Source organism: Micromonospora sp. NPDC023956 (assembly GCF_040639195.1).
Classification (GTDB): domain Bacteria; phylum Actinomycetota; class Actinomycetes; order Mycobacteriales; family Micromonosporaceae; genus Micromonospora.
The window spans coordinates 101,846-116,402 of record NZ_JBEZZN010000007.1 but is presented as its reverse complement, the minus strand read 5'-3'; the positions used below and the strand labels follow the sequence as shown (position 1 = coordinate 116,402).

General features: G+C 72.6%; 15 protein-coding genes. 8 read left to right on the top strand and 7 right to left on the bottom strand.

Translation table 11 applies throughout. The annotated features are described in order from the left end of the window. Positions 1-51: 51 nt before the first annotated feature. The gene (locus tag AB0F58_RS15895) at positions 52-1,704 is read right to left on the bottom strand and encodes an alpha-amylase family protein (protein ID WP_357142876.1); all 1,653 of its coding nucleotides are present in this window, start codon (positions 1,702-1,704) and stop codon (positions 52-54) included. A 93-nt stretch (positions 1,705-1,797) separates the two neighbouring features. Between AB0F58_RS15895 and AB0F58_RS15890 the strand changes: the two genes are divergently transcribed. Together AB0F58_RS15890 and AB0F58_RS15885 are read left to right on the top strand one after the other, a co-directional pair. Next, entirely contained in the window at positions 1,798-2,400 is a 603-nt protein-coding gene (locus AB0F58_RS15890; protein ID WP_357142874.1) for a DUF1349 domain-containing protein, read from the top strand. Positions 2,401-2,537: 137 nt separating this feature from the next. Then, the gene (locus AB0F58_RS15885; protein WP_357142872.1) at positions 2,538-3,206 is read left to right on the top strand and encodes a DedA family protein; all 669 of its coding nucleotides are present in this window, start codon (positions 2,538-2,540) and stop codon (positions 3,204-3,206) included. Between the two features lie 56 nt (positions 3,207-3,262). Here the strand turns inward: AB0F58_RS15885 and AB0F58_RS15880 are convergent, their stop codons facing one another. The 3 genes from AB0F58_RS15880 to AB0F58_RS15870 all read right to left on the bottom strand — a co-directional run bounded on the left by AB0F58_RS15880 (position 3,263) and on the right by AB0F58_RS15870 (position 6,072). Further along, positions 3,263-4,651 carry a cellulose binding domain-containing protein gene (locus tag AB0F58_RS15880; protein WP_357142870.1) on the bottom strand — a complete coding sequence of 463 codons (1,389 nt, stop codon included), beginning with the start codon at positions 4,649-4,651 and terminating at the stop codon, positions 3,263-3,265. Positions 4,652-4,714: 63 nt separating this feature from the next. Continuing rightward, a complete protein-coding gene (locus AB0F58_RS15875) occupies positions 4,715-5,611 on the bottom strand; it encodes a membrane protein insertase YidC (RefSeq protein ID WP_357142868.1) in 897 nt (298 codons plus the stop codon). Between the two features lie 161 nt (positions 5,612-5,772). Next, complete coding sequence (locus AB0F58_RS15870; RefSeq protein ID WP_357142866.1) at positions 5,773-6,072, bottom strand: DUF6412 domain-containing protein; 300 nt, start codon at positions 6,070-6,072, stop codon at positions 5,773-5,775. Positions 6,073-6,210: 138 nt separating this feature from the next. Between AB0F58_RS15870 and AB0F58_RS15865 the strand changes: the two genes are divergently transcribed. Then, positions 6,211-7,380: a glutamate--cysteine ligase gene (locus tag AB0F58_RS15865; protein ID WP_357142864.1), complete on the top strand. Its 1,170-nt coding sequence runs from the start codon at positions 6,211-6,213 to the stop codon at positions 7,378-7,380. 4 nt (positions 7,381-7,384) lie between these two features. Next, positions 7,385-8,752, top strand: a complete 1,368-nt coding sequence (locus AB0F58_RS15860; RefSeq protein WP_357142862.1) for an FAD-dependent oxidoreductase — start codon at positions 7,385-7,387, stop codon at positions 8,750-8,752. A gap of 38 nt (positions 8,753-8,790) precedes the next feature. Here AB0F58_RS15860 and map read toward each other — a convergent pair whose 3' ends face one another. Next, positions 8,791-9,609 (bottom strand): type I methionyl aminopeptidase, encoded by an 819-nt coding sequence (map, locus tag AB0F58_RS15855; RefSeq protein WP_357142860.1) that lies wholly within the window; start codon positions 9,607-9,609, stop codon positions 8,791-8,793. A 76-nt stretch (positions 9,610-9,685) separates the two neighbouring features. Here map and AB0F58_RS15850 point away from each other — a divergent pair, with 76 nt between their 5' ends. From AB0F58_RS15850 to AB0F58_RS15840, 3 genes are all read left to right on the top strand, one after another. Then, positions 9,686-9,952, top strand: a complete 267-nt coding sequence (locus AB0F58_RS15850) for a helix-turn-helix transcriptional regulator (protein ID WP_357142858.1) — start codon at positions 9,686-9,688, stop codon at positions 9,950-9,952. Between the two features lie 148 nt (positions 9,953-10,100). Next, positions 10,101-10,973, top strand: coding sequence for an aminoglycoside phosphotransferase family protein (locus tag AB0F58_RS15845; protein ID WP_357142856.1), 873 nt, complete (start codon positions 10,101-10,103; stop codon positions 10,971-10,973). Positions 10,974-11,085: 112 nt separating this feature from the next. Beyond that, positions 11,086-12,507, top strand: a complete 1,422-nt coding sequence (locus tag AB0F58_RS15840; RefSeq protein ID WP_357142854.1) for a WGR domain-containing protein — start codon at positions 11,086-11,088, stop codon at positions 12,505-12,507. Between the two features lie 130 nt (positions 12,508-12,637). Here the strand turns inward: AB0F58_RS15840 and AB0F58_RS15835 are convergent, their stop codons facing one another. Beyond that, a complete protein-coding gene (locus AB0F58_RS15835) occupies positions 12,638-13,051 on the bottom strand; it encodes a spore-associated protein A (RefSeq protein WP_357142853.1) in 414 nt (137 codons plus the stop codon). Between the two features lie 193 nt (positions 13,052-13,244). Between AB0F58_RS15835 and AB0F58_RS15830 the strand changes: the two genes are divergently transcribed. Next, positions 13,245-13,373, top strand: a complete 129-nt coding sequence (locus tag AB0F58_RS15830) for a hypothetical protein (protein ID WP_357142851.1) — start codon at positions 13,245-13,247, stop codon at positions 13,371-13,373. A gap of 179 nt (positions 13,374-13,552) precedes the next feature. Here AB0F58_RS15830 and AB0F58_RS15825 read toward each other — a convergent pair whose 3' ends face one another. Beyond that, positions 13,553-14,362: a DNA-formamidopyrimidine glycosylase family protein gene (locus AB0F58_RS15825; RefSeq protein WP_357142849.1), complete on the bottom strand. Its 810-nt coding sequence runs from the start codon at positions 14,360-14,362 to the stop codon at positions 13,553-13,555. Positions 14,363-14,557 lie beyond the last annotated feature (195 nt).

Below are 14,557 nucleotides of genomic sequence, written 5' to 3'. Positions count from 1 at the left end.
CGTGGAGGCACCGCGGGGCCCGCCCGAAGGCGGGTTGTGCGGCGGTACGGGTCAGGACGACCAGGCGCGGCGCAGCCGGATCCAGCGGTACCCGTAGCCGGCCACCCGGAGCGCGTCGAGCTTGCCGACGCCGCCGTAGTCCCGGTCGGTGAGGACGTCGATCGGCAGGTCGGCGTCCGGCTCGAGCGTGCCCAGGTCCACCACGGCGTCCTTCGTGCCCAGGTTGTGCAGGAAGAGCATCGTGCCGGTCGCACCGTCGGCCCGGTGGGCGAGCACGCCGGGCGGCATCGGCACGTCGATGTGGGTGGTGGAACCGGAGCCGATCTCGGGGGCCTCGCGCAGCGTCCGGATCATGCGCTCGAACCAGGCCAGCAGGGAGTTGCGGTCCCGACGCTGGTCGGTGACGTTGACCTTCTCGTAGCTGAACTCCCCCTTGTCGATGACCGGGCGGACCAGCTTCTCCGGGTCCGCCGTGGAGAAGCCGGCGTTCGGCTGGTACGACCACTGCATCGGGGTACGGATCGCCTGCCGGCCGGGCAGGGAGAGGTCCTCGCCCATCCCGATCTCCTCGCCGTAGCGGAGCACCGGCGTACCGCGCAGCGAGAACTGGAGGGCGTACGCCAACTCGATGCGCCGACGGTCGTTGCCGAGCATCGGGGCGAACCGGCGGCGGATGCCCCGGTCGTAGATGCGCATGTCCTTCTCCGGGCCGAACTGCGCGTACACCTGCTCACGCTGCTCGGCGGTGAGCCGGGACAGGTCGATCTCGTCGTGGTTGCGCAGGAAGGTGGCCCACTGCCCGCCGTGCGGCAGGGACGGGGTGTCCCGCAACGCCTCGATGACCGGTTCCGGGTCCTGCCGGGCCAGGGCGAGCATCAGCCGCCCGTTGAGCATGAAGTCGAAGAGCATGTGCACCCGGTTCGCCGACCCGGCGCCGTCGCCGAAGAACTGCGGCAGATCGTCCGGCTCCACGTTGGCCTCGGCGAGCAGGACCGCGTCGCCGCGCCGCCACTGCACGTGCTGGCGCAGGTCGGTGAGGAACTCGAAGTCCTTCGGCGAGTTGGCGTTGCCCGGCTCGGTCAGCTCGATGATGAACGGCACGGCGTCCATCCGGAAACCGGAGACGCCGAGCTGGAGCCAGAACGACATGATCTTCTTGATCTCGTTCCGGACCTCCGGGTTGGTCATGTTCAGGTCCGGTTGGTACTTGTAGAACCGGTGGTAGAACCAGCACTTCGCGGTCCGGTCGTAGGTCCAGGTCTCGTGCTGCTCCCCCGGGAAGACCATGCCCTGAAAGCGGTCCGCCGGCTCGTGCTCCGACCAGATGTACCAGTCCCGGTACGGCGAGTCCGGCGAGGAGCGCGCGGACTGGAACCAGGGGTGCTCGTCCGAGGTGTGGTTCACCACCAGGTCGATGATCACGCGGATGCCCCGGTTCGCCGCCTGGTGCAGCAGTTCGGCGAAGTCACCGAGGGTGCCGAAGCGCGGGTCCACGTTGTAGAAGTCGGTGACGTCGTAGCCGTCGTCCCTGTTGGGCGACGGGTGGATCGGGTGCAGCCAGAGACACGTCACGCCGAGTCGGGCCAGGTAGTCCAGCCGGCCGATGAGGCCCCGGATGTCGCCGATCCCGTCGCCGTCGGAGTCCGCGTACGTGTCGATGTCGAGGCAGTAGACGACGGCCTCGGAGTACCACCTGTCACCCATGCCGGCATACCTTCTCCCGTCGATCACCTCGGCAAACACGAGCAACGCTCGACGAGGGGACGGACGGCACGCCGGGCCGGTAGCCTGCCGGGCATGGAACGTGAGGACGGCCTGCGGCCGGTCGACTGGGCCGAGGGGAACTGGCTCCGCCAGCCGGTGCGCGTCGAGGCGACCCCGGCCGGCGAACTCGTCGTCGAGCCCGCCGCGACCAGCGATCTCTGGCGGCACACCAGCTACGGGTTCGTCCACGACGACGCCCCGGCCCTGCTCGCCCCCCTCGCCGTCGGGAGCGCGGTGGAGGTGAGCTTCCGGCTGGACTACACCGAGCAGTTCGACCAGGCCGGCGTGCTGGTCCGGGTGGACGAGGAGAACTGGGTCAAGGCCGGCGTCGAGGTCTCCGACGGGCAGCCGCAGCTCGGCGCGGTGGTCACCCGGGGTGTCTCGGACTGGTCGGTCGCGCCGGTGCCGGAGTGGGTCGGTCGGGAGGTGACGGTGCGGGCCAGCCGGGCCGGCGACGCGCTGACCGTCCGCGCCCGGGTGGCGGGCGAGCCGTGGCGGCTGGTCCGGCTCGCCCCGCTGGCACCGACGGCGGTGGCCACCGCCGGTCCGTTCTGCTGTTCACCGACGCGCGGCGGCCTCACCGTACGCTTCACCGGCTGGCGGCGGGGGCCGGCCGACGCCGCACTGCACGACTGAGCCGCCCGGCACCACCCCCGTCCGCCGGTTCGGGGCCGGATCCCGCCGGAGCGGGTCGCGTCGGCCACCCGTAGGTGTGACCGACGCAGAATCGGGTACCACCCCCGGATCGATGGGCTCTCGGCGGAAGGACACGCATGGCACTCGCCGACAATGTCGACCCGGCTCAACTCGGCGGGCTGACCGGCTGGGTGGCCGGCGTCATCGAGGCGATGGGCGCGCCCGGGGTGGCCCTGCTGGTCGCCCTGGAGAGCATCGTCCCGCCGATCCCCAGTGAGATCGTCCTGGCGATGGCCGGCTACCTGGCCGGCGAGGACCGGTTCAACGTGGTGGTGGTCTGGCTGGCCGCCACCGTCGGCTCGCTGGTCGGCGCGCTCGCCCTCTACTGGGTCGGCGCGGGCGTCGGCGAGGACCGGCTCAAGCGCTGGCTGGACCGGCTCCCCCTGGTGGACCGGGACGACCTGGAGCGCGCGGACCGCTGGTTCGAGCGGTACGGCCGCTGGGCGGTGCTGTTCGGCCGGATGGCACCGGTGGTGCGCAGCCTGGTGTCGATCCCGGCCGGGGCGAACCGGATGCCACTGGTGGAGTTCAGCCTGCTGACCACGCTGGGCAGCGGTGTCTGGAACGCGATCTTCGTCGGGTTGGGGTACGCCCTCGGCTCGCGCTGGGAGGAGATCGACAAGTACAGCAGCTGGTTCGACTACGGCATCCTCGCCGTCTTCGTACTCATGATCGTCAGCTGGGCGGTGAAGAAGCGCCGCCGCCGGGCCCGGCGCGACCGGCAGTCGGTGACCACCGGTCGCTGACCACGGCCCGGACGCCGACGCACCGACCGGTACGCGCGACGTCCGGGCCGACCGGCTCAGGGCAGGGTCGACAGGTGCGGCTTCACGGTACGGGCGAAGCCGTTGCCGTTGCTGACGTCCCAGTTGATCGACCAGGTCATCGCCCCGCGCAGGCCCGGGTAGGTGCGCGGCGGCCGGAAGCTGCCGCAGTTGGTGCCCTTGGCCAGGCAGTCCAGGGCGGCGTTGACCACGCTGGGCGGGACGATGCCGCCACCGGCCGCCCCCGGACCGGCCGGCAGTCCGAGCGCCACCTGGTCGGGGCGGAGCCCGGCCTCCAACTGGATGCAGGTGAGCGCCACGATGAAGTTCACCGTGCCCTGCGGGTACGCGGCGTTACGGTCGCAGCCGAGCATCGCCCCGGAGTTGTAGAACTGGGTGTGCACCACGGTGAGGATGTCCCGGATGTCCAGGGCGAGCTTGAAGTAGCTGCCCTGGGGCGACTGCATGTCGATGGTCTGCGGGGCCATCGTGATGATCAGGTTCGCCCCGACCTTCGACCGCAGCGACCGCAGCGCCTGGCCCATGTACGTCGGGTTCAGGCCGTTCTCCAGGTCGATGTCGACCCCGTCGAAGCCGTACCGCCCGATGAGCGCGTGCACGCTGTCGGCGAAGGCGACCGCGCTGGCCGAATCGTTGACCGCGACCCGCCCGGTCTCACCACCGACCGAGATGATCACCTTCTTGCCCCGGGAGCGGAGGGTCTGCACGTCCGCCCGGAAGTCGGCGTCGGTGTAGCCGCCGAGAGAGGCGGACAGGCCCGGGTCGACCGTGAAGGACACCGCGCCGGGCGTGGTGGTGGCGTCGGCGAACGCGACCGCGATCACGTCGTACTCGTTCGGCACGTCGCGCAGGCGCAGCTCGACGGCCGGGTTGTCGAAGTTGTGCCAGTAGCCGGTGAGCACGTGCTTGGGCAGACCGGAGGTGGGCGGCGGGGTGGTCGGGGGCGGTGTGGTCGGCGGCGGGGTCGTCGGCGGCGTGCTGGTGGGCGGCGGTGTGGTCGGGGTCGTGCCGCCCCCGCAGGCGGCGCCGTTCAGGGTGCAGTTGCGCGGCGCGCCGGAGCCGGTGGCGAGGAAGCCGAACGACACCGACGCGCCCGGGGCGATGCTGCCGTTCCAGGAGCGGTTGGTGAAGGTGTGCCGCTGGCCGGAGGAGGTGAGCAGGGCGTCCCAGTAGGAGCCGAGGGTGGTGCCGGCCGGGAGCTCAAAGGTGAGGTTCCAGCCGTTGATGGTGCTGCCGCCGCCGTTGGTGATGGTGTACTTCCCCTCCCAACCGGTGCCCCAGTCGGCGGTCTTGACGAAGGTCGCGCTGGCTCCGGCGGCAAAGGCGGGCAACGCCACCCAGGCCGCGCCGACGGTCGCCACCAAGGCTGCGACCAGGGAGAGGACAAGAGATCGGGAACGTTTCACAGGACCCTCCACGCCCGAGCGGGCATCCATGGACATCGACAGGTTCGGTAATTATCAAGAAAGTTAACTGTTTCTGTCCAGGGCTGATCGCGAGGTCCGTCGGTCGCGCCGCAGCACGGTGTGCTCCAGGGCGGTGAACGCGGTGGTGGTGACCAGATAGAGCACCCCCGCCAACGGCACCACCAGCGCGACCGGCAGCGTCGCGTACGGCAGCAGCGGCAGGATCCGGCCGACGACCGCGCCGACGTCCCCGCCCACCCCACCTGGCGACGCCGACCCGGCGGACGAGGACGAGCCACCCGACGCCGACCCGGCGGACGAGGACGAGCCACCCGACGCCGACCCGGCGGACGAGGACGAGCCACCCGACGCCGAGCCACCGGATGAGGACGGGTCGCCGGCCGGCGAGCCGGCGACCGGCACCGGTCCGGCGGCCATGGTCCGCCGCATCCGCCGCGACGCCAGCCAGGCCAGGGCCACCAGCGCGGCCAGGAGCACGCCCCAGAGCGGTCCGGCCGCTCCGGAGAGCCCGTCGGCCACCTGGTGCCCCAACGGCACCCCGGCCAGCCGTCCGGCCAGCGGCACCGGGTCACCGGCGGTGAAGAGGCGGTACATGACCAGGAAGAACGGCGCCTGGAGCAGGGCCGGCAGGCAGCCCGCCAGCGGGCTCGCCCCCGCGGAGCGGTACAGGTCGAGCAGTTCCCGTTGCAGTCGGGCCGGATCGTTGCCGTACCGGCGACGCAGCTCGCCGACCCGGGGGGCGAGGGCCGCGCGCCGCCGTTCCCCCCGCACCTGCGCGACGGTGAGCGGCGTGATCAGCAGTCGGACGGCGACGGTGAAACCGACGATGGCGACGGCGGTGGCGGTCCCGCCGGCCAGCGGCGTGACCGCGGTGGCGAGCGTGGAGACGGCGTCGGACGCGACGCCGACGACGGCGTCGAGTGGTGCGAAGGCGAACATGGGGGTACCCCTTGCGATTCCGGTCGGATGTCCTCGACGGACGGATGACGGGCGGAATCGACCGCGTGCACGGACCCGACGGCACGCCGGGGCGGGCCCGACGGTGCGGGCCGACCGGTTGGCGGGCGGCGGATGGCGGGGCCGGGGAACCCGGCGACGCGTCACGCGGTCGCGGGGAACACCCCCGGTGCGCGGGGACGGGGACGGCCGGGCGCGTCCGGGTCGAGCTGCCGGGGCACCCGTCGGCGACGGGCCCGTTCCCGCAGGGAGCGGGCCTGCCGGACGGCCCGCGGGCCGGCTGCGCCGGCCACCGTGACCAGGACGGCCACCATCGTGGCGAGCAACAGGGCCGCACCGACCGCCGCACCGGCGAGCAGCTCGACCGGCCGGTCGGCGAGCACGACGACCTGGCCGAGCGCGTACGCCCAGGCCCAGATCGCCACCGACAGCCCCGCCACCACGGGCACAGCGTAGGACCCGCTGTCACCCACCCGAGTCGGTGAGCCGGAATCGACACGCCGGGACAACGTTTTCCGGCCGGGTACGGCTGGGTAGCTCAGAACCCAGCACCCGCGAGCGACGCGGTCCGGAAGAAGGTGGTGAAGGCCGTGACCGGCCAGGTGACGACCCAGGACGTGACGAGTACGCCGGACCGACCCGATCTGCTCACCGTCGGCGTCGAGGAGGAGTTCCTCCTCGTCGACCCGCACACCGGTGTGGCCGTGCCCGCCGTCGACCTGGTGATGGACCAGGTACCCGCCGACCTGGCCGGCCAGGTGGAGCGGGAGTTCCAGACCAGCCAGATCGAGATCGGCAGCCCACCCGGCCTGGACCTCGGGGCGATCCGGCACTCCCTCGGGCTGCTGCGCGGCGGGCTCGCCGACGCCGCCGAGCGGGCCGGCGTCCGGCTGCTCGCCATCGGCACCGGCCCGATCGACGGCCCGGTGCCGCCGGTGGTGGACAAGCCGCGCTTCGACCGGATGGTCGAGCGGTTCCGGCTGCTCGCGCCCGGCCCCGGCAACAACGGCATGCACGTGCACGTCGGCATCCCCGACCCGGACACCGGCGTACAGGTGCTCAACCACGTCCGGCCCTGGATGCCGATCCTGCACGCGCTCACCACCAACTCCCCCTTCTCCGCCGGGGAGGACACCGGCTACGCGAGCTGGCGCTCGATCGAGTGGGAGCGCTGGCCCTCGGTGGCCCCCACCCCCTGGCTCGACTCGTACGCCCACTACCAGCAGCTGATCCAGCAGCTCATCGGCAGCGGCATGATGCTGGACGAGGGAATGCTCTACTGGTACGCCCGGCTGTCCGCGAAGTACCCGACGGTGGAGCTGCGCATCGGCGACGTCTGCCCGTCCCTGGACGACACGATCCTGGTGGCCGCGCTGGTCCGGGGCCTGGTCGGTACCGCCCTGGCGGAGATCGACGCCGGTCGTCCGGCGCCCCGGGTCGACCATCACCTGCTGGTCGCGGCCCACTGGCGGGCCGCCCACGACGGGCTGGCCGGCAAGGCGGTCGACCCGCACACCGGCGAGGTGGGTCCGGCGTGGGAGCTGCTGGACCGTCTCGTCGACCGGGTCCACCCCGAACTGGACCGGCACGGGGACGCCGACCTCGTCGACGACCTGCTCGCCGGGGTACGCCGGCACGGCACCGGGGCCGACCGGCAGCGCATGGTGCACTCCCGCACCGGCCGCCTCGTCGACGTGGTCGAGGACGTCGCGCGACAGACGCGCGGCGGCTCGCCGACGGTGACAGACTGAACCGATGGCGGAACGGTTGATCGTGGTGGGCGCCGACGCCGGGGGCATGGCGGCGGCGTCCCAGGCCCGGCGGCGGCGCGGTCCGGACGACCTGGAGATCGTGGCGTTCGACCGGGGGCGTTTCACGTCCTACTCGGCCTGCGGCATCCCGTACTGGATCAGCGGGTTGGTCGACGAGCGGGACGACCTGATCGCCCGGGACCCGGCCACCTTCCGGGACGAGTTCCACATGGACGTCCGGCTCCGGCACGAGGTCACCGCCATCGACCTGGACCGGCGCGAGGTCGTCGCCCGGGACCTCACCGGCGGCGGCGAGGTCCGGGAGCGGTTCGACACGCTGGTGTACGCCACCGGTGCGACCCCGGTGCACCCGGACTGGGCCCGCGTCGACGCGGACGGCCTCTTCGGGGTGCAGACCCTCGACGACGCCGACGCGCTGCGCGACTGGCTGGAACGTGACCCGGAACCCCGGCGCGCGGTGGTCGTCGGCGGCGGCTACATCGGCGTGGAGATGGCCGAGGCGCTGATCGTGCGCGGGCTGGACGTGACCCTCGTCGAACAGGCCGACCAGCCGATGTCCACGGTGGACCCGGACATGGCCGGGATGGTGGCGGAGGCGATGCGCGGGCTCGGCATCGACATCCGTACCGGGACGACGGTCACCGGCCTGCGCACCGCCGACGGCCGGGTCACCGGGGTGTGCACCGACGCCGGTGAGCTTCCGGCCGACGTCGTCGTCCTCGGCCTCGGGGTGCGGCCGAACGTCGCCCTCGGCGAGGCCGCCGGCCTGCCGATCGGGCCGTCCGGCGGAATCCGGGTGGACCGCCGGATGCGGGTGATCGGCGTGGACGGGGTGTGGGCGGCCGGGGACTGCGTGGAGACCCTGCACCGGGTCAGTGGCCAGCCGGTCAACGTCCCCCTCGGCACCCACGCCAACAAGCAGGGCCGGATCGCCGGGATCAACATCGGCGGCGGCTACGCCACCTTCCCCGGCGTGATCGGCACGGCGGTGACCAAGGTCTGTGACCTGGAGGTGGGTCGGACCGGCCTACGGGAGTCCGACGCCACCGCCGCCGGCTTCCAGTTCGTCTCGGTGGTCGCCGAGTCGACCAACCGGGCCGGCTACTACCCCGGAGCCCGCACGATGGCGGTCAAGCTGATCGCCGAGAGGCCCAGCGGCCGGCTGCTCGGGGCGCAGATCGTCGGCTGGTCCGAGGCGGCCAAGCGGATCGACACGCTGGCCGTGGCGCTGTGGAACGGCATGACCGTGGACGCGATGACCGGCCTCGACCTGGGCTACGCCCCGCCGTACGCCCCGGTCTGGGACCCGGTGCTCATCGCCGCCCGCAAGGCGGTCGACGCCCTGGCCTGAGGCGCGCGATGCCGCCCGCCGAGGGGGCGGGCGGTGGGTCAGGAGGTGGTGGCGGGCTTCCTGGTCGGATCGGGCGCGGTGGTGCCGTGAGCGGGGCGGCGGGTCAGGACCTGGGGGCCGGCGGCCGTGATGGCGACGGTGTGTTCGGAGTGCGCGGTGCGGGAGCCGTCGGCGGAGCGGATCGTCCAGCCGTCCCGGTCGAACCTGATCTTGTCGGTGGAGCGGCAGAACCAGGGCTCGATGGCGAGGGTGAGGCCGGGGTCGAGTCGCATCCCCCGGCGGGCGCGGCCGTCGTTGGAGACGTGCGGGGACTCGTGCATGGTGCGCCCGATGCCGTGGCCGCCGAACTCGGCGTTGACGCCGTAGCCGTAGGAGCGGGCGACCCCGCCGATCGCGGCGGAGATGTCGCCGAGGCGGCCGCCGGGCTGGGCGGCGGCGATGGCGGCCTCCAGAGCGACCTCGGTGGCCTCGATCAGGGTCAGGTCGGCCGGGTCGGGGGTGCCGACGACGAAGGAGAGCGCGGAGTCGGCGACCCAGCCGTCGATGCCGACCGCCATGTCGATGCTGAGCAGGTCACCGTCGCGCAGGACGTAGTCGTGCGGCAGACCGTGCAGCACCGCGTCGTTGACCGAGAGGCACAGCACGTTACGGAACGGGCCGCGGCCGAACGAGGGGGCGTAGTCCCAGTAGCAGGATTCGGCGCCGCGCTCGGAGATGCGGCGGCGGGCGTGGTGTTCGAGGTCCATCAGGTTGACGCCGACGGCGGCGACACCGCTCAGCTCGGCGAGCAGCTCGCCGACGAACTGGCCGGTCACCGCCATCCGGCCGATCTCGTCGGCGGACTTGAGCTCGATCACGACAACCTCCCTCTCCGTGTGCGGTATTTTTATACCACGCCAGGTCGGCGGCGCTCCGGTGGGATAACCTGCTGGCATGGTTCGCCAACCACTCACCGCCGAACAGATCGCAGCGGGCCAGCGCCTCGGAGCCGCCCTCCGGGTCGCGCGGGCCGGCCGCAGCCTCGTCGAGGTGGCCCTGGCAGCCGGCATCTCCCCCGAGACGCTGCGCAAGATCGAGGCCGGCCGCCTGCCCGCCCCGGCGTTCGGCACCGTGGTCGGCCTCAGCCGGGCGCTCGACGTCCCCCTCAGCGACCTGGCCGACGTCTGGCTGGCCGACATGCCCGTCCGTCAGGCGTCCTGACGACCCACCGCGGTTGCCTCCGCCGTTCCTGGTCGAGGCCGAGGCACCGGTCGGCGACGTCCCGCAGCAGCGCCCGGTCCCGTCCACGGACACCGGGCCCGCCGGAAACGGTTGTCCGACCGGGCCGGACCGGCCCGAGAATGGTCCGGTGGAACTGGAGATCCCCCGACGCCTCGACTGGCTACGACGGGTGCCCGCCGGACGGGATTGGCTGACGGTACTGCCGGAACGGCTGGCCGCCTGCGTGGACCGCTGGTCGCTGCGGCTCGGCCCGACGTACCCGGGGGCGTTCGTGTCGCTGGCGGTCGCCGCCGACCTGCCGGACGGCACACCCGCCGTGCTCAAGCTCCAGTATCCCGACCCGGACAGCGCGCACGAGGCGGCGGCGCTGGCGCGGTGGGACGGCGACGGCGCGGTGCGGTTGCTGGCGCACGAGCCGGCCTGGCGGGCCCTGCTCGTCGAGCGGTGCGAGCCCGGCGACCCGCTGCACCACCGCCCGCCGGACGAGGCGCTCGACGTGGTGGTGGACCTGCTCCCCCGGCTCTGGCAGCCGGCCCAAGCCCCGTTCACCCCGCTCGCCGAGGAGGCCGCCGGCTGGGTGGAACGGCTGCCGGACACCTGGGAGCGGGCCGGCCGGCCGTACGAGCGACGCCTGCTCGACGCCGCGCGCGACCTGCTCGCCGGCCTGACCCCGACCCAGGGGGAGCAGGTGCTGGTCAACCAGGACCTGCACGCCGGGAACGTGCTGCGGGCCGGGCGTGCGCCGTGGCTGGTGATCGACCCGAAGCCGCTGGTGGGCGAGCGCGAGTTCAGCGTGGTGCCGATGGTGCGGGGCGCGGAGCTGGGCCACTCGCCGGCGGCCGTGCGGTACCGGCTGGACCGGCTCACCGCCGACCTGGGGCTGGACCGGGACCGGGTACGGGGCTGGACGATCGGCCAGACGCTGGCCTGGAGCATCGGCGAGGGACAGGTCTTCCCCCCGCAGGTCGAGGTGGTCCGCTGGCTGCTCGGCGACGACTGATCCGCAGGTCAGCCCCCGTCCGCCGGCCTTGTCGGTGGCCGGCGCTACGGTGTGCGGGCTGTCGACGTACCGGTCGGATCGCCGCCGGTCGCCCGCCCCCGGAGGATTTCTGATGCCGCAGGAGACGACCTACCTCGAACTGTCCGAGTCCGACGGTGGAGCACACAAGTTCTACGAGACCGTGGTGGACGGCACCGAGCTGACCGTCCGGTACGGCCGGATCGGGGACCAGGGGCAGGTCAAGACCAGCAGCTTCGCGGACAACGCGAAGGCCCGCGCCGCCGCCGCGAAGAAGATCGGCGAGAAGGTCCGCAAGGGGTACGCCCCGGCGGTGCGCGGCGTCCGGCAGAAGCGCGCGGTCAGCCGCCGCCAGATCGTCAGCACCCACTCCACCGCACGGACCGCCCCGGTGCTCTGGCGGTACCACTCCGGCGCCCCGGCGTTCGGCATCTTCGTCGACGGCGAGCACTGCATGGTGGGCAACGAGCACGGGGTGATCACCACCCTCGGCCACGACGCCCAGGTGCTCAGCCAGGTCCGGCTGCCCGACGGGGTGAAGTGCATCGTCGCCGACGACGCCTGGATCTACGCCGGTTGCGACGACGGCAACGTCTACGACCTCTCCGGCAAGGTGCCCCGGGTGGCGTACACCATCGCGCCGGAGATCGACATCTACTGGCTGGACATCCACGACGGGGTGCTCGGCGTCTCCGACGCGGGCGGCGGGATCTCCGCCGTCGACCACGAGGACGAGTTCCTCTGGCGGCGGCCGGGGCGCGGCTCGGCGGCGTGGATGGTGCGCTGCGACGACGACGCGATCTACCACGGCCACTCGGCCGGCGTGACCGGCTACGACTGGCGGACCGGTCAGGAGCTGTGGAACACCCGCACCGGCTCGGTCCTCTTCGGCTGGCAGGAACGCGACCACGTGTTCGCCGGCACCGGCACCCGCCAGGTGGTCCGGCTGACCAAGCACGGCCGGGCCGACCTGACGTACCAGTGCGACGCCCCGGTCTTCTCCTGCGCCGCCACCGAGAACGGCCGGTACGTCTTCGCCGGGGACAACCACTCCTCGATCTACTGCTTCGACGATGCCGGCAACCGGCTCTGGAAGCTCGGCACCGGCTGCGGCTCGGCATACTCGATGCAGTACCACGAGGACCGCCTCTACGTGGTCACCACCGGCGGCTACCTGGCCTGCATCGACGCCAGCGAGTCGGCGATCCGGGCGGCCGAGGGCGGCAGCGTCCCGCAGGTGGTGGACGTCAAGGCACCACCCCGGATGGCGGCCACCGCCCCGTCCACCACGGTCGAGGTGGTCCACCACACCGAGGGCGGGGTGGTCGTGCAGTGCATCGAGGAGCGCGGCCGGCTGCGCGTCCAGGTGCTCTCCGACGGCTTCCACCGGGACTGGTCCGTGCAGTTCCCCAAGGGCATCCGCGAGCGCGGGGCCCGCTACCTGGTCACCGAGGTCCGCGAGTCCGGCCGGGGCGGCTTCTACCGCGCGTACGGCGACATCCGCCGGCTGGTCTGAGCGGCGCCGCTGGTCGGGTCGGCGGTGCGGGCCGACCCGACCAGCCTCGCCGACCTGCTTCCAGATCGATCGAACAGGGCAAGCCGTACCGGTGGGCCGGTGGCTCACCTGTCCTGGCCGCCGGCCAGCGTCAGCCGCAGTTGGTGCCGCGCTTGCCCCCCTGGGTGCCGCTGATGCGCCCCATCCAGTCGACGCACTTGCCCGCCGCAGACAGGTAGACCGGGCCGGCGTACGACGTGTAGTAGCCGCCGTCGTAGGCCGGCCAGTGGGTCCCGACCGGGTGAATCGCGAGGCCCGCCTCGATGAGCACCGCCGAGCCGACGGCGTTCCGCTTGGCGACCACGCAGTTCTTTCGCGTCCCCGAGTTGAAGGTGAGGAACACGGTCCCCTTGGAGCCGATCGCGTCGGAGTTCACGACACCGTAGCCGGAACCGCACTCGCCCCCGTAGGTGGCCGCGTACGCCGGGGGCGCCGCGGCCAACACTCCGGCCATCATCCCGGCGGCGACGGTGACGGTTGCGGCGGTGGTCCTGACGAGCTTCATGTGTTTCCTCCGTGTCTGCCGAGGCGGCTCTGCTGGCTGGATCGCGGCGCTGGAGCGGGCTGTGATCCAACCGGCGTGGCCCTGTTCGTTGGCGTGTTGGTGGTGTCGGTCCGGGGCGGGGGTGCTTCTCAACGCAGGACAGGGCCAGCGGCCACCGCCGCCAGACTGCCGGTCAAGGAGGACGAAGTAAGCGATGATCACCAGTTCGTGCCAGCCGAGCATGACCAGGTACGCGAAGATCCGGTTCGCGGCCGACCGGCTCCTGAGCGGTGCCACCGGGCCCCGGTCCGCGCTGCCACGCTCACCGGCGTACCGCACGTAGCGCCCTCCTCAAGAGACGTCGACGAGTTCACAAGCTCCTGTCTCGCGAGAAGCAGAGCACGGCGGCGGCTCCCGTTCGGTCGGATCGAGGACGGGTGGCACAGGAGCGCTGTCTGTTCCCAGGCGCAGACGAAACGACACCCGTCATGCCGGAATCCGGAGGCGGCGGCACCGGCCGGGTCAGCCGGCCTGGCAGGCGGCGCACCAGTAGAGGTTGCGCCCGCCCAGCGCGCCCCGGCTGACCGCCGTCCCGCAGACGTGGCAGGGGTCGCCGCTGCGGCGGTAGACGTACACCTCCCCGCCGTGCCGGTCGACCCGCGGCGCACGGCCCATCGCCTCGGGCAGGTGCCCCGGGCGGACGGTGTCGATCCGGCCCCGCTCGACGGCGAGGGTCATCAGCTCGACCAGGTCGGCCCAGAGCGCCCGCCAGCCCGCCAGGGTCAGGTTCCGGCCGGGCAGCAGCGGCGGCAGTCCGGCCCGGAACAGCGCCTCGGTCACGAAGATCAGACCCGTGCCGGCCACCACCGACTGGTCGAGCAGGAGCGCGGCGAGCGGCGTCGGGCTGCGGGAGATCCGGGCGTACGCCCGCGCCGGGTCGGCGTCGGCGCGCAGCGGATCCGGGCCGAGCCGGGCACGCAGCGCGTCGACCTCAGCGGGGGTGAGCAGCTCGCAGGCGGTGGGGCCACGCAGGTCCAGCCAGTGGCGGTCGCCGACCATCCGCAGTCGGATCTGCCCGACCGGCTCGGGCGGCTCCCCCGGCCCGTCGGTGAACTTCCCGTAGAGCCCGAGGTGGATGTGCACCGTCACGTCGGCGGCGTAGTGGTGCAGCAGATGCTTGCCGTACGCCTCGGTACTCTCCAGCAGGGTGCCGGAGATCAGCGCGGCCCCCTCGGCGAAGCGCCCCTGCGGACTGCTGACCTGTGGCTTCTCCCCGGCGAACAACTCGGCGTGCCGGTTCGCCAGGCGGTGAATGGAATGTCCCTCGGGCACGGCCACCAAGGGTAGTCAGCAGCGATCCCGCCCTGACGGACGGCCGGCCCGATGTCGGCCGGCCCGATGGACAGCCGTCGGCCCGACGACGGCCGGCACCAGATTGGCGATGTGGGGGTGACACTCGGCCGGGACACCCCGATATCGCCGATATGGAGTGGATCGTGGGTTGGGTGGTCCAGCGGTCCAGCGGTC

Coding starts and splice junctions, on each gene's coding strand:
- AB0F58_RS15895 (WP_357142876.1), bottom strand. CDS start 1,704: ATGGGTGACAGGTGGTACTCCGAGGCCGTCGTCTACTGCCTCGACATC.
- AB0F58_RS15890 (WP_357142874.1), top strand. CDS start 1,798: ATGGAACGTGAGGACGGCCTGCGGCCGGTCGACTGGGCCGAGGGGAAC.
- AB0F58_RS15885 (WP_357142872.1), top strand. CDS start 2,538: ATGGCACTCGCCGACAATGTCGACCCGGCTCAACTCGGCGGGCTGACC.
- AB0F58_RS15875 (WP_357142868.1), bottom strand. CDS start 5,611: ATGTTCGCCTTCGCACCACTCGACGCCGTCGTCGGCGTCGCGTCCGAC.
- AB0F58_RS15860 (WP_357142862.1), top strand. CDS start 7,385: ATGGCGGAACGGTTGATCGTGGTGGGCGCCGACGCCGGGGGCATGGCG.
- AB0F58_RS15850 (WP_357142858.1), top strand. CDS start 9,686: ATGGTTCGCCAACCACTCACCGCCGAACAGATCGCAGCGGGCCAGCGC.
- AB0F58_RS15840 (WP_357142854.1), top strand. CDS start 11,086: ATGCCGCAGGAGACGACCTACCTCGAACTGTCCGAGTCCGACGGTGGA.
- AB0F58_RS15835 (WP_357142853.1), bottom strand. CDS start 13,051: ATGAAGCTCGTCAGGACCACCGCCGCAACCGTCACCGTCGCCGCCGGG.
- AB0F58_RS15830 (WP_357142851.1), top strand. CDS start 13,245: ATGATCACCAGTTCGTGCCAGCCGAGCATGACCAGGTACGCGAAGATC.